20 protein-coding genes are annotated in these 17,379 nt (G+C 73.1%); 6 read left to right on the forward strand and 14 right to left on the reverse strand.

Annotated features, from left to right (window positions below):
- Positions 1-19: 19 nt before the first annotated feature.
- Positions 20-1,714: a serine/threonine-protein kinase gene (locus tag ACFPFQ_RS26940; RefSeq protein WP_379623629.1), complete on the reverse strand. Its 1,695-nt coding sequence runs from the start codon at positions 1,712-1,714 to the stop codon at positions 20-22.
- 318 nt (positions 1,715-2,032) lie between these two features.
- Between ACFPFQ_RS26940 and ACFPFQ_RS26945 the strand changes: the two genes are divergently transcribed.
- The 3 genes from ACFPFQ_RS26945 to ACFPFQ_RS26955 all read left to right on the forward strand — a co-directional run bounded on the left by ACFPFQ_RS26945 (position 2,033) and on the right by ACFPFQ_RS26955 (position 4,586).
- Positions 2,033-2,158, forward strand: coding sequence for a hypothetical protein (locus ACFPFQ_RS26945; protein ID WP_379623631.1), 126 nt, complete (start codon positions 2,033-2,035; stop codon positions 2,156-2,158).
- A complete protein-coding gene (locus tag ACFPFQ_RS26950; protein WP_379623632.1) occupies positions 2,155-3,402 on the forward strand; it encodes an amidohydrolase in 1,248 nt (415 codons plus the stop codon). Before ACFPFQ_RS26945 ends, ACFPFQ_RS26950 begins: the two co-directional genes overlap by 4 nt.
- Before the next feature lie 284 nt (positions 3,403-3,686).
- Positions 3,687-4,586, forward strand: a complete 900-nt coding sequence (locus tag ACFPFQ_RS26955) for an endonuclease domain-containing protein (RefSeq protein WP_379623634.1) — start codon at positions 3,687-3,689, stop codon at positions 4,584-4,586.
- 191 nt (positions 4,587-4,777) lie between these two features.
- On the opposite strand, the gene ACFPFQ_RS26960 is transcribed toward ACFPFQ_RS26955, so the two are convergent.
- Complete coding sequence (locus ACFPFQ_RS26960; RefSeq protein ID WP_379623636.1) at positions 4,778-5,227, reverse strand: gamma-glutamylcyclotransferase; 450 nt, start codon at positions 5,225-5,227, stop codon at positions 4,778-4,780.
- Positions 5,228-5,300: 73 nt separating this feature from the next.
- Here ACFPFQ_RS26960 and ACFPFQ_RS26965 point away from each other — a divergent pair, with 73 nt between their 5' ends.
- Positions 5,301-6,704 (forward strand): NAD(P)H-quinone dehydrogenase, encoded by a 1,404-nt coding sequence (locus tag ACFPFQ_RS26965; protein ID WP_379623638.1) that lies wholly within the window; start codon positions 5,301-5,303, stop codon positions 6,702-6,704.
- On the opposite strand, the gene ACFPFQ_RS26970 is transcribed toward ACFPFQ_RS26965, so the two are convergent.
- Together ACFPFQ_RS26970 and ACFPFQ_RS26975 are read right to left on the reverse strand one after the other, a co-directional pair.
- Positions 6,679-6,963: a DUF5808 domain-containing protein gene (locus tag ACFPFQ_RS26970; protein WP_379623640.1), complete on the reverse strand. Its 285-nt coding sequence runs from the start codon at positions 6,961-6,963 to the stop codon at positions 6,679-6,681. The two genes, ACFPFQ_RS26965 and ACFPFQ_RS26970, sit on opposite strands and share 26 nt — an antisense overlap.
- Before the next feature lie 11 nt (positions 6,964-6,974).
- Positions 6,975-7,724: an AraC family transcriptional regulator gene (locus ACFPFQ_RS26975; protein ID WP_379623642.1), complete on the reverse strand. Its 750-nt coding sequence runs from the start codon at positions 7,722-7,724 to the stop codon at positions 6,975-6,977.
- A gap of 62 nt (positions 7,725-7,786) precedes the next feature.
- On the opposite strand from ACFPFQ_RS26975, the gene ACFPFQ_RS26980 reads away from it, so the two are divergent.
- Both ACFPFQ_RS26980 and ACFPFQ_RS26985 read left to right on the forward strand, forming a co-directional pair.
- The gene (locus ACFPFQ_RS26980; protein WP_379623644.1) at positions 7,787-8,161 is read left to right on the forward strand and encodes a VOC family protein; all 375 of its coding nucleotides are present in this window, start codon (positions 7,787-7,789) and stop codon (positions 8,159-8,161) included.
- Positions 8,162-8,228: 67 nt separating this feature from the next.
- Positions 8,229-8,597 (forward strand): hypothetical protein, encoded by a 369-nt coding sequence (locus ACFPFQ_RS26985; RefSeq protein ID WP_379623646.1) that lies wholly within the window; start codon positions 8,229-8,231, stop codon positions 8,595-8,597.
- Between the two features lie 34 nt (positions 8,598-8,631).
- Here the strand turns inward: ACFPFQ_RS26985 and ACFPFQ_RS26990 are convergent, their stop codons facing one another.
- From ACFPFQ_RS26990 to ACFPFQ_RS27035, 10 genes are all read right to left on the reverse strand, one after another.
- Positions 8,632-9,459 (reverse strand): ESX secretion-associated protein EspG, encoded by an 828-nt coding sequence (locus ACFPFQ_RS26990; RefSeq protein ID WP_379623648.1) that lies wholly within the window; start codon positions 9,457-9,459, stop codon positions 8,632-8,634.
- Entirely contained in the window at positions 9,452-9,694 is a 243-nt protein-coding gene (locus ACFPFQ_RS26995; RefSeq protein WP_379623650.1) for a hypothetical protein, read from the reverse strand. Before ACFPFQ_RS26995 ends, ACFPFQ_RS26990 begins: the two co-directional genes overlap by 8 nt.
- Positions 9,695-9,728: 34 nt before the next feature.
- Positions 9,729-10,796 (reverse strand): PPE domain-containing protein, encoded by a 1,068-nt coding sequence (locus tag ACFPFQ_RS27000; protein ID WP_379623652.1) that lies wholly within the window; start codon positions 10,794-10,796, stop codon positions 9,729-9,731.
- The gene (locus ACFPFQ_RS27005) at positions 10,793-11,128 is read right to left on the reverse strand and encodes a hypothetical protein (protein ID WP_379623654.1); all 336 of its coding nucleotides are present in this window, start codon (positions 11,126-11,128) and stop codon (positions 10,793-10,795) included. Before ACFPFQ_RS27005 ends, ACFPFQ_RS27000 begins: the two co-directional genes overlap by 4 nt.
- Positions 11,129-11,316: 188 nt before the next feature.
- The gene (locus ACFPFQ_RS27010; RefSeq protein WP_379623656.1) at positions 11,317-11,784 is read right to left on the reverse strand and encodes a hypothetical protein; all 468 of its coding nucleotides are present in this window, start codon (positions 11,782-11,784) and stop codon (positions 11,317-11,319) included.
- Positions 11,785-12,076: 292 nt separating this feature from the next.
- On the reverse strand, positions 12,077-13,840 hold the full coding sequence (locus ACFPFQ_RS27015; protein ID WP_379623658.1) for an acetyl/propionyl/methylcrotonyl-CoA carboxylase subunit alpha: 1,764 nt from the start codon (positions 13,838-13,840) through the stop codon (positions 12,077-12,079).
- A gap of 112 nt (positions 13,841-13,952) precedes the next feature.
- Positions 13,953-14,387, reverse strand: a complete 435-nt coding sequence (locus tag ACFPFQ_RS27020; protein ID WP_379623660.1) for a hypothetical protein — start codon at positions 14,385-14,387, stop codon at positions 13,953-13,955.
- Positions 14,384-15,262 carry a DUF692 domain-containing protein gene (locus ACFPFQ_RS27025; protein WP_379623662.1) on the reverse strand — a complete coding sequence of 293 codons (879 nt, stop codon included), beginning with the start codon at positions 15,260-15,262 and terminating at the stop codon, positions 14,384-14,386. Before ACFPFQ_RS27025 ends, ACFPFQ_RS27020 begins: the two co-directional genes overlap by 4 nt.
- Positions 15,255-16,265 carry a TIGR04222 domain-containing membrane protein gene (locus ACFPFQ_RS27030; protein ID WP_379623664.1) on the reverse strand — a complete coding sequence of 337 codons (1,011 nt, stop codon included), beginning with the start codon at positions 16,263-16,265 and terminating at the stop codon, positions 15,255-15,257. Before ACFPFQ_RS27030 ends, ACFPFQ_RS27025 begins: the two co-directional genes overlap by 8 nt.
- A 134-nt stretch (positions 16,266-16,399) precedes the next feature.
- Entirely contained in the window at positions 16,400-17,311 is a 912-nt protein-coding gene (locus ACFPFQ_RS27035; protein ID WP_379623666.1) for a TIGR04222 domain-containing membrane protein, read from the reverse strand.
- Between the last annotated feature and the right edge of the window lie 68 nt (positions 17,312-17,379).

A 17,379-nucleotide genomic window follows, 5' to 3' on the forward strand; every position in this document is an offset into this window, starting at 1 on the left:
CCTACGGCGGGCCCCGGAATCAGGGAGAGACCGGCGAGAACGTGTTGGCGAGCGTGGCGAACAGCGCCTCCGAGGTGGCGCCCGCGACCGAACGGGGCACCGTGAGCGTCATCGTCCACACCGCCCTGCCCTCCACCACGATCCGCCGCCACGACGTGCGCTGCGACGTGCCGTACGACATCCGCAACGCTCCTGCCGGCCCGGCCGTCTCCGCGACGGGCGGGACCAGCAACGTGTTGGTGGGGCTCGGTAAGGCCTTGGCGGCATCGATCGTGGCCGCCCTGGCCACCGTCAGCTCCTCCGTGCCGTCCTGGCTCACGAAGTTGACCACCGGGTCGCCGCCCGTGCCGTCGCCGGGGAACGTGGACCATCCCTGCGGGACGGCGATGCTGAAACCGTTCGCGTCCTGGTGCTGCACCAGCGACGTGGACGACGCGGTGATGTTCTGCGTCATCCAGGGCGACTGGCCGCCGAGCATCCGGGTGACCACCCAGCCGGCCGCCGCGCCGACCAGCACCACCGCAGCGCCCGCCAGCACCAGCCCGAGCGACGACCACGCGGTGGCGGGCGCCGCGGGCCGGGGCGGCGGCTGCCACTGCTGCGCGAGCGGGGCGAGCGGGGCGGACGCAGCGGCGCGGAGCGGGGCCGGAGCCGGTGTGGGCGTCGCGCGGGGTGGCGGCACCGGCAGCGGGCCCGGGGACGCCGCGAGCGGTGCGGGGGCGCGTGGCGCCGGTGGCACGACGGGTGCGGCGGCCTGGGGGAGCGGGGTGGGCCGGGGCGTGACGTACTCGTTGCGTGCCGGCGGTGCCTGCGTCGGGATGACGGCGGCGGCCATCGTCGGTGCGTCGGGCGAGTCCGGGTACATCGGGTCGTCGGGGTCCTCGATCATCGGCCGCAGCCGCAGCCGGACCTCCTCGAGCGGCATCCGGGCGTCGGGGTCCTTCACCATCAGCGCGACGATGACGTCGACCACCCGGCCGCTGCCGCGCGGCCGCGGCACCGCACCGTCGACCACCTCCGTGATGGTGGAGAACGGGTCGCCGTGCACGTCGTAGGGCGGGCGGCCCTCGATCGCGGCGAACAGGGTGGCGCCCAGCCCCCACAGATCGGCTGCCGGCGTGACCGCCTGCCCGGCGGCCACCTCGGGCGCGATGTAGGCGGGGGAGCCGAGCACGAGCCCGGCGCTGGTCATCGGCGCGTCGGCGACGTTGCGGGCGATCCCGAAGTCGGTGAGCTTGACGCGGCCGTCGTCGGCGATGAGGACGTTGCCCGGCTTCACGTCGCGATGGGTGATGCCCGCGCGGTGGGCCGCCCGCAGGCCGCTCGCGGTGGCGAAGCCGATGACGGCCGCCTCCTGGTGCGACAGCGTGCCCTTCTCGGTGATCAGCTCGGCGAGGTTGCGCGAGGGCACGAGCTCCATGACGACCATCGGCTCGCCGTCGGCGTCGACGACGTCGAAGACCATGATGACGTTGGGATGCGACAGCCCGCCCAGCGCGCGGGCCTCGCGCATGATGCGTTCCCGCATGTCCAGCGCCTCCTGCGCGGGCACGCCGGGAGGCACCTTCAGCTCCTTCACCGCGACGCGGCGCTGCAGCACGTCGTCGTAGGCGGACCAGACGGTGCCCATCGCGCCGCTGCCGAGCTGACCGGCCAGCCGATAGCGCCCGCCGATACGGCGCTGCTCGTCGTCGCGTTGGCTACCCTCCGGCACGGGCCCATTCTGTCGAGGCCCTGATCACCGAGCGCTATCGCCCCCTTCGGCCACGCCTTGAGCCCAGCGACGGCCACCGATCGGGGTAACCGGACGCTGCCATCGGTGGAACGAACGGTGGCGAACGGCGTAGTCAGGTGCATTCGGGGCTGCTACCTGCGACGAGCGGTGTGAGGTCCCGTTCGGCGCACGACCGCACAACCGTTCGTCATCGGTAGCCCGGCCGCCCGCAGCAGATCCGCGACCCCTTGGCGAGCATCCTCCGTTCTGGCCCGATTCGAGTTGGTACACCGCCGTCCGGGTGAGCACCATTGAGCGATGCACGACACAGCAGTGCCGATGGGAGCCCCCCTGGGGCTCGACGGGGCGCCCACGCGCGTTCCGGCGTCGGTGGGTGCCGCCCCGGTCCGGCCGGTGTCCACCGGGGACGGTGAGGTCCGGTGACGATTGTGGACGCGCACACCGATCTCATCCCCGCGGGCGGACCCGAAACGGCCGATCTCGGCATCGGCAGCGGCCCGGCATGGCTCGAGTCCTGGCTCGCCGCCCACCGCTCCGACGTCGTCGGGTGGCGGCGTTCCCTGCACGCCCTTCCCGAACTGGGGCGGCAGGAGTTCCGCTCCACCGAGATGGTCGCGCGCCACCTGATGGCCGCCGGCCTCGAACCGCGCACGCTGCCCGGCGGCACGGGCCTCGTATGCGACATCGGCTACGGCGATCGCTGCGTCGCGCTGCGCGCCGATCTCGATGCGCTCCCGCTGCAGGAGGACACCGGCCTGCCGTTCGCGTCCACCGTCGACGGTGCGATGCACGCCTGCGGGCACGACGCCCACACCGCGATGCTGCTGGGCGCGGGACTCGCGCTCGCCTCGGCTCCCGCGCTGCCCGGCCGCGTCCGGCTGATCTTCCAGGCGGCCGAGGAGGTGCAGCCCGGCGGCGCCATCGACATGGTCGCCGACGGCGCGATGGAGGGCGTGCAGCGGATCTTCGCGCTGCACTGCGACCCCCGGCTGGAGGTCGGCAAGCTCGGCACCCGCGTCGGGCCGATCACGTCCGCGTGCGACGTCGTCGAGATCCGGCTCACCTCGCCCGGCGGTCACACGTCGCGGCCGCACCTCACCGCCGACCTCGTCGAGGCGATGGGCCTGCTCATCACCCAGCTCCCGCTGCTGCTCACCCGCCAGGTCGACCCGCGCTCGGGCACCGTCCTGGTCTGGGGCGCGGCGCACGCGGGTGAGGCGGCCAACGCGATCCCGCAGCACGGTGTCCTGCGCGGCACGCTGCGCACCGCCGACCACGCAACGTGGGGCGAGCTTGAGGCCAAGTTCGGAATGCTGGTGGAGGCCGTGCTGGCGCCCATGGGCGTCGGCTACGAGCTCGACCACATCCGCGGCGTCCCGCCCGTGGTCAACGAGGAGATCAGCGCCGGCATCCTCGCCGATGCGGCCGCCACCGTCCTCGGCCCGGAGGCCTCCACCACCACCGAGCAGTCCAGCGGTGGCGAGGACTTCGCCTGGTACCTCGAGCACGTCCCCGGTGCGATGGCGCGGCTCGGGGTGTGGCCCGGCCACGGCCCGATGCGCGACATCCACCAGCCCACCTTCGACCTCGACGAGCGCGCCATCCCCTTCGGCGTCCGCATCCTGGTCACGGCGGCGTTCGGAGCCCTCGCCGTCCCCACCCCCTGACGCCCCGCCACCCCGGCACCAGCCGGGGTGGCCACCAGGCCCCCCGCGCGAGTTGCGCTGAACCGTCCCGCGAGTTGCGCTGCATTACCCCGCGAGTTGCGCTGAACCGTCCCGCGAGTTGCGCTGAGCCGTCCCGCGAGTTGCGCTGAGCCGTCCCGCGAGTTGCGCTGAGCCGTCCCGTGAGCGTTGGGCTGTCCTCGCGAAAGTTATCCACATGCAGCACCGTCTATCCACAGTTTGCCGATTCCGGTCCGGTGACCGTCGCCGTCCGTCACCGTCGACGCATGGGCATTCGCGTGGTGGGAAAGCTGGGAGCGTGTCGTCGCAGTGAGTTGGTCGCGGAGCTCGGGCGAAAACGGGTGCGATCGGCAGTGACCAGCGGTGCGCTCGTGGAGCTCTGGTCCGGTGTGGTCATTGATGCCGATCGGGCAGCGACGATCGCTGGTCGAGCCGGTGCAGCGCTCGTAGCGGGCGGACCGGCGTCGGCTATCACCGGGCCGACCGCCGCTCACCTGCACGGATGCCAAGCGATGCCCGCACTGCCCGTGCACCTGATGGTGCCGTACGAACATTCCTTGAGGACCCAGCCCGGGTTGGTGGTCCACAAGAGCAGACATTTCCAGGACGTCGTCCAGGAACTTGACGGGTTGCGCGTCCTCGCTCTGCATCGCGTCGTCGTCGATCTGCTGGCAACGGCAGAGCCTGGCGGCGCGCTCGCGGTCGTCGACCAAGCGCTGGCACTCATCCCGGAGGCGCAACGCGGCGCGCTACGCCAACGATTGCACGCCGGCCTCGTCGATCGTGACGATCCGCGTGGCACGGTGCGTGGCGCGCGCATCCTCGATCTCGCCACCGGTCGAGTTGATTCACCGATGGAGAGCATCATGCTGTGGACCGTCGCCGAAGCCGGGCTGCCACTGCCGGAGATGAACTGGCCGGTCCTGGATATCGACGGTCGAGAAATCTACCGACTCGATCTTGCCTGGCCAGATCTGCGGATCGCGATCGAGTACCACGGGTACGCAGCACATATCGGCAGGAAGCCCGCCGACGAAGCTCGCGTGCGTGATCTCGAACGTCGCGGGTGGACCGTCATCTCGGTATGGGCCGAGGATCTCCAGGACAAGGCTGCGGTGATCGCGACGATCCGGGCAGCACTCGCGCGTCGCGGCTGCGCCAGCTGACAGACTACTGCGTTCTGAGATTCTCCGTCTCGATTCGCTGGCCATTGACCCCGAGTCTCGGAGTGTTCTGCCCAACTCGCAGGTCCGATTGCCCCAACTCGCGGGGCGATGTAGCGCAACTCGCGGGGCGATGTAGCGCAACTCGCGGGACGGTTCAGCGCAACTCGCGGGACGGTTCAGCGCAACTCGCGTCAGAAGGATTTGCTGCTGGGGCGGCTGCGCAGGGCTGCTACGTAGTCGTCGGGGGCGCCGGCCAGTTCGGCCGCGTCGGCGAGCACTCCGAGGTAGCGGGCGCTGGGTTCGCCGCCCTCGTAGTCGTTGAGGACGTAGATCCACGCCAGCACGTCGCCGTCGAGGGTGTGGACGCGGAGGCGGAGCTTCTTGTGCAGCCCCATCTCACCGCCCTCCCAGCGGTCGAGCTGGGCGGCGTCGTGGTCGGGCACGTCGTAGAGCACCACGAACACCTGCGCCCCGGGCGCCTCGACGACGGTGGCGAGTGCGCCTTCCCAGGCGTAGTCCGAGCCACCGAACGTGAGTCGCCAACCCATCAGCCAGCCGCTACCCGCCATCGGCGAGTGCGGGGCCCGCTCCTTCATCTGCGCCGGATCCATGTTCGACCCGTAGGCGGCATACAACGGCACCGCCACAGACTAGTGCGCGCCCTCCCGCGTACCGTGATCGGGCAACCAGACAACTCGTGAGGAGGCGTCATCCGTGACGCGCATCGTGATCATGGGCGGCGGCCCGGCAGGCTACGAGGCCGCGTTGGTCGCCGCGCAGCACGGCAGTGACGTCACCGTCGTCGAGCGGGACGGCATGGGCGGCGCCTGCGTGCTGGACGACTGCGTCCCGTCGAAGACGTTCATCTCCTCCGCGGGCGCCCGCGTCGACCTCGGCCGCGCACACGCGATGGGGGTGATGGCGGAGGACCGCGCCAGCAGCCTCGACATGCCCACCGTCCACGGGCGTGTGAAGGGCCTGGCGCAGGCCCAGTCGGCCGACGTGCGGGCTCGCGTCGAGCGCGAGGGTGTGCGGATCGTGCGCGGCTCGGCCGCCTTCACCGACCAGCCGGCGACGCGCGCGCCACACGTCATCGAGGTGCGCACGAGCGAGGGTGGGCGGGAGGAGCTGCCCGCCGACGTGGTGCTCATCGCCACTGGCGCCACCCCGCGGGTCCTCGACGACGCCAAGCCCGACGGCGAGCGGATCCTCACCTGGCGCCAGATCTACGACCTCGACGAGCTGCCCGAGCACCTCATCGTGATCGGCTCGGGTGTCACCGGAGCCGAGTTCGTGTCGGCCTACGTCGAGTTCGGCGCCCGGGTCACCCTGGTGTCGAGCCGCGACCGCGTGCTCCCCGGCGAGGACGCCGACGCCGCGTCGGTACTGCAGGACGCGCTGGCCGAGCGTGGTGTCGAGATCCTCGGCCAGGCCCGCGCCGACTCGGTGCGCCGGGAGGGTGACGGCGTCGTCGTCACCCTCGCCGACGGCCGCACGGTCACCGGCTCACACGCGCTCATGACGGTCGGGTCGGTGCCCAACACCACCGAGCTCGGCCTCGAGAAGATCGGCATCGAGCTGGGCCGCGGCGGGTTCATCCCGGTCGACCGCGTCTCCCGCACGTCCGTGCCCGGTGTCTACGCGGCCGGTGACTGCACGGGCGTGCTGATGCTCGCCTCGGTCGCCGCGATGCAGGGCCGGATCGCGATGTGGCACGCGCTGGGCGAGGGGGTGGCGCCGATCAAGCTCAAGACGGTGGCCGCTGCCGTGTTCACCCGACCGGAGATCGCGACCGTCGGTATCAGCCAGCGCGCGATCGACGCCGGTGAGGTGCCGGCCCGCACGATCATGATGCCGCTCTCCACCAACCCGCGAGCGAAGATGCAGGGCCTGCGCCGCGGCTTCGTGAAGCTGTTCTGCCGGCCCGCAACGGGCGTGGTGGTCGGCGGGGTGGTGGTGGCGCCGGTGGCCAGCGAGCTCATCCTGCCGATCGCACTCGCCGTCCAGAACGGCCTCACCGTCGACGACCTGGCCTACACGTTCTCGGTGTACCCCTCGCTATCCGGTTCGATCACCGAGGCCGGTCGCCAGCTCATGCGCCACGGCGACCTCGACTGAGCAGCGCCGCCACGGCGGCCATGTTCACCGTCCAGCCCACGCCGAACGCGTGCGGCACCAGCACGGCCGGTTCGTCGGGGTTCCACATCGCCCGGCGCAGCCGCGACGCTGTCGGCGGCCGTAGGTCGTAGGGCACCAGCCCGCCCAGCGTGCCGTGCCATTCGCGCTGCTCAGCGGGCTTGCGCAGCTCCTGCGCGACGGCGAGGCCGACGGCGGCGACCCCGCTCAGCATGACGATCCGGTTCAGCCGTGCTGCCATGCGAGAGGACCCTACGCCCGTAGGTGGACGCGCGGTGGTTCGCCGAGCTGGGCGCGGAACATCGCGGTGAACGCGCTGGGGGTCGCGTACCCGACCGCAGAGGCGACGGCCGTGACGGGCTGCCCGGCGGCGAGCAGCTCCAGCGCCCTGGCGAGTCGCAACCGTTGCCGCCACTGCCCGATCGACATGCCGGTCTCGGTACGGAACAGCCGCTCCAGGGTGCGCCTGCTCGCGCCCACGGCGGCCGCGAGCCGCTCCAGCGATGCACCGGCCGCCAGGTCGGTCTCGAGTGCCGCGGCCAGCGCGCGGGCCCGCGGGTCGGTGGGTCCGGGCAGCAGCAGGGGCGCCTGCGGGGCGACGGCGAGCAGGTCACCGATCATGTCGACCACCCGGCGGTGCTCGGGCCGGTCGCGTTCCAGTGGGCAGCTGCGCACCGCGTGCAGGATCAGCTCGCGCAGCAACGGCGGGACGTCGACGGCAACCGTGCGCTGCCCGAGCAGCGCGGCCCCGCGCAGGTAGAGCGTGCGCACCATGACGCGCCCGTGCATGACGATGCGGGCGCGGGCACCGTCGGGCAGCCACAACGCCCGATGCGGGGGCAGTACCCACACCGCGGAGCCCGTCTCCACCCGCATCACCCCGGACGAGGCGAAGATCAGCTCGTGCCAGCCGGGCTCGGTGGGCAGCACGATCGCCCCGCTCGGGTGCGTGACCGCGTAGCCCCGCGCAACGAGGTCGGCGTCGGTGAGCTCGTGTCGCATCTGCGACAGTGTTCGCCGCACCAGCGACAGCGCGCCAGTCGCGGGAGCGCAAGGCTGGTGCCGTGCCCAGCCCTTTGCGTCACTTCGCCGTCAATGCCACCGACCTGGACGCGGCCCGCCGCTTCTACGCGGCTGTCTTCGACTGGCGCTTCACCCCCTGGGGACCGCCGGGCTTCTTCAAGATCGACACCGGTGACTCCGCCGTGTTCGGCGCGCTGCAGCAGCGCCGTGAGCTCGCCGACGGGGTGCCGATGCGGGGGCTCGAGGTCACCTTCGCCGTCGACGACGTGGCGGCCGTGGTGCGGGCCGCCGTCGCCGCGGGTGGCCGTGTGCTGATGGACACGACGACGATCTCCGGGGTCGGTCACCTCGCCTGGATCGAGGACCCGGACGGCAACGCGATCGGTGCCATGCAGTACGACGCGGCGGCCGAATGAGGGCCGGGGTCGACCTCGGGGTCATCCCCGATGCCGGACGGCCCGAGCGCGGCGCATCCTCGAACACATGACCACCGTGCCTGCCACGTCCCGGGTTGCCGCCGTGCCCGTTCTGCTCGCCGGGCTCGGCGCCCAGCTCGCTGATGACGCCGTCCGTTTCATCTTCCCGCCCTCCGGGCTGGTGATCGCGCCGCTCAGCGGCCTGATCGCCATCCTGCTCACCGCGGTGGCCGCCCGCGCGCTGACAACGGGCCACAGCGGTGCGACCGTTGCGCGCACCGGCCTCGCCGTGGGCCTGACCTCGGCGGTCATCGGCCTGATCATCGGCGGGCTCGGGATCATCGCGATCCTGCTCGCCGTGGTGACGGTGGTGGTGGGTGTCGGTGCCGCGGTCGCCGGCCGCGGCCTCGCCTCCCGCGAGGCCTTCGACGTCTAGCACGTCGATTCGAGGGCGCGCCATCGCACATGCGCTACGCCATCGGCGCCGCCGCAAGGGTGGCGTGGTCGAGGAGCTCGGCCACGCGGTGGTGCAGCCGGCGCCGGTCGGTGGGCGCCACCGTGGTCCACTCCGTGCCGTCGTCGCCTGCGGAGCGCGTCATCAGGTAGCGGCCACGTGGCCCGTCGAGCACGCCGACGACACCGCCGGCGCGGCGCGCCACCCCCCACCGGTCGGCGGCGAGCGCCACGATCTGCGCCCGCCCCGCGACGAGACCCAGCATCCGGGCCAGCAGCGCGGCCTCCTCGGCGTCGACATCCTGGCCCAGCAGCGCCGTGCGGAGCCCGACCCCGGCCGGGGTGAGGGCGGACGCCAGCGCCGCGGTGGGCACGCTCGCCGCCTGCCCGGGGCCCGGACCGGCCGCCGGGAGCACGCTGAGCAGCCCGGACGGCAGGGAACCGCAGGGGCCCAGCGTGACGGTGGCGTCCTGGCGGACGGCCAGCACGCCCGCGCCGGGGCTGCCGGCGGCGAGCGCCCGGACGCTGCGACCCCAGTTGGCGCGGAGCTCGAGCTGCGCTGCGGGCCTCGCGAGCAGGCGCAGCATCCGGGCCAGCTCCGGATCCGGGCCCGCCGGGCCGGCCAGCCCGCGATCGCGCAGTGCCTGCCAGCCGGACGCGATGACGTCACGACGCTCGCCCTGCGTGCGTCCCGGCGACGGCAGGCGCAGCGCGACGGGGGTGACGCCGAGCCCGAGCCGCTCCCACAGCACGTCGAACTCGACGGCCGTGAGCACCTGGCGCGGTGCGTCGTGCCAGAAACCGGCGTGGCCGGTGGCATCGACGACGGGAAGCGGCTCAGCCACGGGATTCCTCCAGATCATCGGGAACGATCACAGCGGGCGCCACCACGCGGTCGTCGGCGAACGCATCCGGCGTGATCAGGTAGTCGGGACGGCGGTGGGTGCGCTCGGTGCCGCGGACCCCGGCCCCTCCCGGCGGCGGGACGTACGGGGCCTGCTCCGCGCGGCCCGTGCGGGGCGGTGCAACGCCGGTGGCGCTCACGGTGAGGACCGGCGGCTCCGCCGCGCCGCGAGCCACCTCTGCAGGCGGCGGTGCCACCCGATGTCGATCGTCACTGCCGACCCCGCGTGCGGCCCGGACGCCGCCACCGACGGAGACGGGCGGGGCGCCACCGGGCGTGCTGGCCGGTGCATCCAGAGCACGCTCGGGCCGGATGCCGGACGCTGCCGCCCGGACGGTGGGATCCACCCGGGGGCCAACCGAGCCCGACATCCAGCTCGGTGCCGCCACCGGGGGTCGACCGCACAACGGTTGCCGGGAGCTCGCTCGCACCTCCCGGCAACGGAGCACCGGATCGGGCCGCTCGGCCGCCGGCGGCGGATCCGGCGCCATCGACACCAGGCGCCGTTGCCGGGTTGCGCCCGGGGACCGTGGTCGGCCCGGTGATCCTGGGTGGACCGGTGATCGCCGCCGTGCCGGCGGGAGCCACCGGAGCCGTTGCCGGCGGCGCCGCCATCGCGGCGGGTGCCGCCGCAGCTGCGACCGGCGCCGGCGCGAGGGCGGGCGGCACCGGGAGCGCCGCCGCAGCCGCCGTCGGGGCCGGGGCGACGGCTGGGGTGGCGGCCGGGGTGGCTCCACCCTGGTCGACGACCACTGCGGGCGGCATCGACCCGATCTCGACGCCCGGCAGCGTGTCGTAGGCGTTGTACGTGTACTGGTCCATGATCTCGACGGCCCGCTCGGCCGCGTTCTGCCGGGCCAGATCGGCGGCGCTCCAGTCGGACAGCAGATCGGGGGCGGCGCCGAGCTGGGCCACCTCCGGACCGCCCGGCGGGGCCGGGACCGGCATCTCGCGCCGGACGTGGTCGACGTACCCGGCCTGCACCGCCAGCGTGGCGCTGGTGCGCCTCGCCAGCGTGGCGCGATCGAGCGCCCAGGCCGCCAGCGGGGCAGCGCCGGTGGCCGTGGCGTCGGCCGCGACGCCCTCCCAGCCGGCGCCCGCGGCCTGGATCGCGCCACCCAACTGCGCCGCGGTCGCGGAGAGCGTGCCGGCGGTGCTGGTCCAGAACTGCTCGGCGCCGTGGGCGGCGGCCGGGCCGGCACCCGCCTGCACCATCGCGTAGATCTCCTCGTGCGTGTGGCCGAGCCAGCGGGTGGCGTCGGCGGCCGGGCCCGTCACGCCTGCCGCTCCCACAGCGCCGCGTTGGTGCCCTCGGTGCTGCCGTAGTCGGCCTGCATCCGATCGAGCGTGCGCACCACGGCCATGAGCTCGTCGTGATAGCTCGACAGGTGCTGGTAGGCCGAATCAGGCCCATCGAGAGCGCGGTTGTTGTAGATCGTGCGGACCGTCTCGCTGACGGGATCGCCCATCCACGGCGTGGTGACGTAGCCGCTGCTGCGCAACCGCGTGACCGACTGCGCCACGGACGCGGCGGCGTCGGCGAAGGCGGCCCGCAGCGCCGGGATCTGGTGCGGCTCCAGCCGGAGCACGGCCGATGGACGTTCGGGCACGGCGCCTCCCCCTCGGTTCGAGTGCGCCGCCACGGTAGGAGTGCGGGGCGGGGGCTCGAGGCCGATCGCGGGAGAACGGTTCGCGATGGTGAACGTCAGCGACGTCATCCTCGGGGGCGGGAACACCCCGGGAACGACGATCGGCCGGTGCGGCTGCAGCGGCACCGGCCGATCGTGGTCGAGAAACCTCAGCTCGTGCGTGCCAGCAACCGGCAACCGGCCAGCGGGCACATCGGCGTGGGGCTGAGGCGGTCGTGCAGACCCACCTCGGTGTTCGTCCGGGCGAAGGGCCACTGCCCGGCGAAACGTTGCAGGTACCAGTAGAGGAACAGGTAGTCCGGCTCCGCGGTGTCGGCCACGAACTCCTTGTCCCCGGGGATCCTGTCGAGCCACCGGAGGTAGGACTTCATCGCCAACGCTGGTGGGAGGCTCGCCCGGCGGGTGGAGAGCCAGTCCTCCGCCCGTCGCCGCCAGTTCTGCAGTGCGACGGGATGGAGGGTGGCGCCGGGGAGTTCCCGCACGTTCGTGGTGAACGTACCGATCGGGCCACCGTCCGGCGCGTAGGCGACGGAGGTGACGGTGAGCAGGGAGTGTGGGCCGGGGATCGGCCCGTCGGTGTGGATGTGGGTGGAGACGTACACATGGTCGGGGGGCATGACGGATCCTGGTCGCCGGTAGGGATGGGGGCGTGTCCACGGCGCGGCTGGGCCAGCGTGGTGAACGGATCCGCGGCGCGGCACTTCCGCGTGGCGGAGGAACCGGGCCCCGTGGATGGACACACGGGTTGATCACTGCTTGTCCGCTATGCACTTGTTCAGCACGGTGCGGGGTCGCTGTGAAGTGACCTGGCCGCTCGACGTTATGTGCGGTGCCCGGCGGCGTCAACAGCCGGGCGCCAGGCGGCGGCGACTTCGGCCAGGTACTGGCCGAAGTCGCCGGAACCCGCGGTCAGTCCTTGATCTCGCAGAAGACCGTGCCCTGCGTGACGGAGCTACCGGCCTCCGCCGCCAGCCCGGTGATCGTGCCGTCCTTGTGCGCGGTGACGGGGTTCTCCATCTTCATCGCCTCGAGCACGACGATCAGGTCGCCCGCCGAGACGGTGTCCCCGTCGGCGACGGCGACCTTGATGATGGTGCCCTGCATCGGCGCCGTCACGGCGTCGCCGGAGGCCTTGCCGCTCTTGCCGCCCGCGCGCTTGCGCGACGGTGCCTTCGCCGAGGCCGCGGGGCCACCGCCGCCGCCGAAGGAGAGGTCGCCGGGCAGGGAGACCTCCAGCCGCCTGCCACCGACCTCGACGACGACCGTCTGGCGCTCGCCGGTCTCCTCGTCGGCACCCGGGTCACCCTCGAACGGCGGCACCGTGTTGTCCCACTCGGTCTCGATCCAGCGCGTGTGCACGGTGAACTCGTCGGATGCGAACGCCGGGTCGGCCACGACCGCGCGGTGGAACGGCAGCACCGTGGCCATGCCCTCCACCTGGAACTCGGCCAGCGCGCGCCGCGAGCGCTCCAGCGCCTGCGCCCGGTCGGAGCCGGTGACGATCAGCTTGGCCAGCAGCGAGTCGAACTGCCCGCCGATGACCGAGCCGGACTCGACACCGGCGTCGACGCGGACACCGGGCCCGGCCGGGAAGGAGATCGACGTGACGGTGCCGGGGGCGGGCAGGAAGCCGCGGCCGGCATCCTCGCCGTTGATCCGGAACTCGATCGAGTGCCCGCGCGGCGTCGGGTCCTCGAGGATGTTGAGCACCTCGCCCTCGGCGATGCGGAACTGCTCGCGCACCAGGTCCAGCCCGCTGGTCTCCTCCGAGACCGGGTGCTCCACCTGCAGCCGCGTGTTGACCTCGAGGAACGAGATCAGCCCGTCCTGCCCGACGAGGAACTCGACGGTGCCGGCGCCGTGGTACTCCGCTTCCTTGCAGATCGCCTTCGACGAGGCGTGGATCGTGGCGCGCTGCTCGTCGGAGAGGAACGGCGCGGGCGCCTCCTCCACGAGCTTCTGGAACCGGCGCTGCAGCGAGCAGTCGCGGGTGCCGACGACGATCACGTTGCCGTGCGTGTCGGCCAGCACCTGCGCCTCGACGTGGCGGGGCTTGTCGAGGTAGCGCTCGACGAAGCACTCACCGCGTCCGAACGCCGCCGTGGCCTCGCGCACAGCCGACTCGTAGAGCTCGGTGATCTCCTTCATCTCGCGGGCGACCTTCATGCCGCGACCGCCGCCGCCGAACGCCGCCTTGATCGCGACGGGCAGCCCGTGCTCCTCCGCGAACGCGATGACCTCGTCGGCGCCGGAGACCGGGTCGTTGGTGCCCGGCACCAGGGGGGCGCCGGCGCGCGTCGCGATGTGGCGCGCCGTGACCTTGTCGCCGAGGTCGCGGATCGCCTGCGGCGTCGGGCCGATCCAGGTGATGCCGGCGTCGATCACCGCCTGTGCGAACTCGGCGTTCTCGGAGAGGAACCCGTATCCGGGGTGGATGCCGTCGGCGCCGGAGCGCTTCGCCGCATCGAGGAGCTTGTCGATGACCAGGTACGACTCGGCAGCGGTGCTGCCACCGAGCGCGAACGCCTCGTCTGCGAGCCGGACGAACGGCGCGTCGCGGTCCGGGTCGGCGTAGACGGCGACGCTGGTAAGCCCGGCATCGGCGCAGGCGCGGATCACGCGTACCGCGATCTCCCCGCGGTTCGCGACCAGAATCTTGCTCAAGCGCGGCACGGTCGGCCTCCTAGTGGTGCCACGGGGACACCCTGCCCCGGCGCGTGGTTACCGGGGAGTTTAGAACGACAGTGGCCCGCTCCGCGGTCTCTGGGGTGTGGCGTAGCCCTCGCTACGGGACTTGCGGCACCCAGGAGCGCAGCATCAGGCGGGCCCGCCCGAACCGGCGGGGACGCGGCGCGCTGTGCCCGTCGTAGTGCAGCGCGGCCTCCCGTTCGCCCAGCTCGACGGCCGCAGCGGGGGCGAGCTCACCTCGTGCGCGCAGGGCCCGTGCGACGTCCCAGCCGTCGCGCAGCGCCCCCGCCGACTCGTGCCCGTCGTGGTGGGCGGCGAAGACGGATTTCCACTCGGCACCCAGCGACGCGGCCAGCAGCGGCCAGACGCCTGCCGCGATCCCCGCCCGCTTGCGCAGCAGCGCGCGGCGGGTGGCGTCCAGGCGTACGGCATCGAACCCGCCGGGCAGCGGCGCTCCCGCGACGAGCGCGGCCACGAGCTCGGCCTGCCGCTCGCCGAGATCCTGCCGGGCGAGGTCCCGGTGGGCGGTCACGGCGCGACCGCCACGAGGGGGGAGTCGAGCCGGGCCGCCGCGGCGATGGCGGCGAGCTCGCCGGCGAGCTCGGCCGCCGGTGGGTAGCGCCCGTCGCGCTCCAGCATCACGGGCGGCGCGGTGCCGGTGCGCTCGACCAGTTGTGCCAGCAGGTCGAGCACGGCGTCGGGGACCGGATCGGTGTGCGTGTCGTGATAGTGGCCCTCGTACTCGGAACCACCCGCGACGTGCACGTACGCCACCCGGTCCACCGGCATCCGGTCCAGGATCGCCGCGGCGTCCTGACCGCGGTTGAGCGCGTTGGCGTGCACGTTGGCCACGTCGAGCAGGAGCAGCGCGCCGGTGCGTTCCAGCAGTTCGGTGAGGAAGTCCGGTTCGCTGAACGCGTCGTCGGGCCAGTCGAACAGCGCGGCGATCGGTTCCAGCGCGAGCGGGACGTCGAGCTCGGCCTGCAGGCGCCGCACGTTGCGCGTGAGGACGTCGAGGGCCTCACGCGTCCGCGGCATCGGCAGCAGGTGGCCCGCATCGCGACCACCCGCACGGGTGAACGAGATGTGCTCGCTCACCACCGGTGAACCGACGGCGGCCGCAGCGGCGGCGAGGTGCGTGACGCGGTGCGCGTCGAGCCCCTCGGTGCCGCCGAGCGACAGCCGCACCCCGTGGGTGATCACGGCGACCCCGCGGTCCCGCAGCTCGAGCACACCCCGCGGCGGTGCTGCCGGGTCGATCGCCTCGGCGATCACCTCGCAGAAGCCGAGCGCGGGCACGCTCTCGACCCAACCCGCGATCTCGGGGCGCCAGCCGACCCCGACCCCACGGCGCAGACCTGCGACGTCGTGCATCGCCGTCATCGTCTCGGCCATCAGCTCAGTCACCTCCTCCGCCGCCTCCACCACAACCGCCCCCGCAGCTGCTCCCGCCACCGTGGTGGCCGCCCGCATCATGGTGCCCGCCCCCGTGGTGATGCGTGCTGCCGTGGTGGTGCGTGCCGCCGTCCCCGCCCCAGCCGCCGAAGAGGCCGGACCCGATGCCGGCGTGGTGACCTCCCCCGGCGCTGCCCGCCCCGCACACCGTGGAACCGCAGTTGCAGCCCCAGTCGCTGCGGGTGGCGTCGAGGCTCTGGCGCCGCCACAACCCCAGCTCGCCTGCCAGCGTCGGCTCCGACGCCCACATCGCGTCGATCCCGAACAGTGCCACCGACAGGGTCGCACCGTCGGCTCCGTAGACGTTCCAGTCGGGCCGGTTGCGGGGATGGAGGCCGTGGTTCGCCCGCCGCAGGCGGTCCAGACCGCGGGCGGCGCTGCCGCTGATGATCGGCACCGTCCGCAGCTGCCAGATCGCGAGGACCCCCAGCACCAGGCAGGTCCCGATCAACGGCAGGTCGGCGTGCCCGTCGATGGCGCGCAACCCCGCCCAGACCGCCCCGCCCACGGCGAGCGCGAGCAGCAGGAGCGCGAGTGCCCGGACGGTGTCTCGCCGCCCACCGGGCAGCAGGAGCCGGTCGTGTTCGAGGCGATCCCTGATCTCTCCCAGCGCGGCGGCCACCGGTGCGAGCACCGGCAGCGCTGTGCGTTGCACCGGCAGCCGTGTCGATCGGTGAACGGCCCGCTCCAGCACCGGCGCGGAGCTGTTGACCGCGCCGGTGGCCCGGACGGTCCCGCCGGTGGTGGTGATCAGCGCCTGCACGTCGAGCGCCGCGATCGCGGTGAAGAGCGCCCGCGTCGGGCCTCCCGCCAGGTAGGCGAGGTGCTCGGGCCGGTCCACCAGCTCCCGGAGCGCGGCGACCTGCGCCGGGTCGCGGCGGTCCCGCCGCAGCAGGGCCAGCACCACGAGCAGGGCGATCCCGATGGCGCCGAACGCCACCGCTGCTCCGGTCATCGAACTCACCCCCGGCAAGTGGACGTACCCGCGCGCCACTTCGTTGCATCCCGCCGATGGCGGCCCCCACCGCTCCCGCAGATCCGTACCCCTCCTGACGGATCTGCGGGAGCGGGTCCCCCGTCTGTGGCCGGTCAGCCGCCGCAGCCCCCGCCGCCGCCGCAACCGCCCCCGCCGCCGCAGCTGCTGCCACTGCTGCCGCCGCTGTCCCCGCCGCCGCTCCACGAGCTGCCACCGTCGCCCGAGGTCATCCGCTGCGTCGCGAACTCCGAGGCCATGGCCGGGTCCGACGCCCACAGCGCGCTGGTGCCGAAGAGTCCGATCCCGAGCGCGGCGCCCGCCGGCCCGTACACCGCCCAGTTGGGGGTGGACCGCGGGTGCAGAGCGTCGTTGCGGGTGCGCATCCCGTCCAGTGCCCTGGTGCCGCGGTTCGTGCGCCGCGGGACGTTGACCAGCTGGTAGATGCCGATGCCGATGGTGGCGACGATGGCCACCACGAGGAAACTGGTGGGCTTGGCGTCGGCGATGCCGGCCACCAGCCGGACGAAGCCGAACGCGGCCACCACGAACATCCACAGCCCGACGTTGCGGATCCGGCTGCGCTGCTCGCCCGACAGCAGGAGCCGCTCGTCGACGAGCCGCGCGTCGATCATGGCGAGCGCCGCCGCCACCGACCGGTTGTGGGGCAGCTGCACGCGGGACTTGCGAGTGGCCGTGGCGATGTGGATCGCCTGCTCGAGCTGGTCGGCACCGGGCTCGATCCGCCCGGTGGCGGTGATCCGGCCCCGGTCGGAGCTGATGAGCCCGCGCAGGCGCAACGAGGTGAGCGCCGAGTACATCGCGAGCGTCGCGCCGCCGTTGAGGTAGGCGACGTCATGGGGCCGGGCGCCGAGGTCGCCCTCCGCTCCGGCGTTCGCGGTGCTGGCCTGCGCCTTGCGGACGCGGGTGCCGACGATGAGGACGACGACGGCGACGGCGAGGTAGAGCCAGAGGAACTCCGGCCCGCTGATCCCCCAGGTGTCGCCGGTGGCTGCGAGACTTGCCATCACACACCCCCTGAGCTGCTGCCCTATGAGCGGACTCACAGTGTGGGCAGTGCACAGGGCGTCAGGGA

The sequence above is a fragment of the Pseudonocardia sp. GCM10023141 genome (assembly GCF_042653605.1).

Excerpts from the sequence above, each read along its gene's own strand:
- ACFPFQ_RS26955 (WP_379623634.1), top strand. The coding sequence starts at position 3,687 with ATGGGCATTCGCGTGGTGGGAAAGCTGGGAGCGTGTCGTCGCAGTGAG.
- ACFPFQ_RS26975 (WP_379623642.1), bottom strand. The coding sequence starts at position 7,724 with ATGCGACACGAGCTCACCGACGCCGACCTCGTTGCGCGGGGCTACGCG.
- ACFPFQ_RS26945 (WP_379623631.1), top strand. The coding sequence starts at position 2,033 with ATGCACGACACAGCAGTGCCGATGGGAGCCCCCCTGGGGCTCGACGGG.
- ACFPFQ_RS26970 (WP_379623640.1), bottom strand. The coding sequence starts at position 6,963 with ATGGCAGCACGGCTGAACCGGATCGTCATGCTGAGCGGGGTCGCCGCC.
- ACFPFQ_RS27010 (WP_379623656.1), bottom strand. The coding sequence starts at position 11,784 with ATGCCCCCCGACCATGTGTACGTCTCCACCCACATCCACACCGACGGG.
- ACFPFQ_RS27030 (WP_379623664.1), bottom strand. The coding sequence starts at position 16,265 with ATGACCGGAGCAGCGGTGGCGTTCGGCGCCATCGGGATCGCCCTGCTC.
- ACFPFQ_RS27035 (WP_379623666.1), bottom strand. The coding sequence starts at position 17,311 with ATGGCAAGTCTCGCAGCCACCGGCGACACCTGGGGGATCAGCGGGCCG.
- ACFPFQ_RS26985 (WP_379623646.1), top strand. The coding sequence starts at position 8,229 with ATGACCACCGTGCCTGCCACGTCCCGGGTTGCCGCCGTGCCCGTTCTG.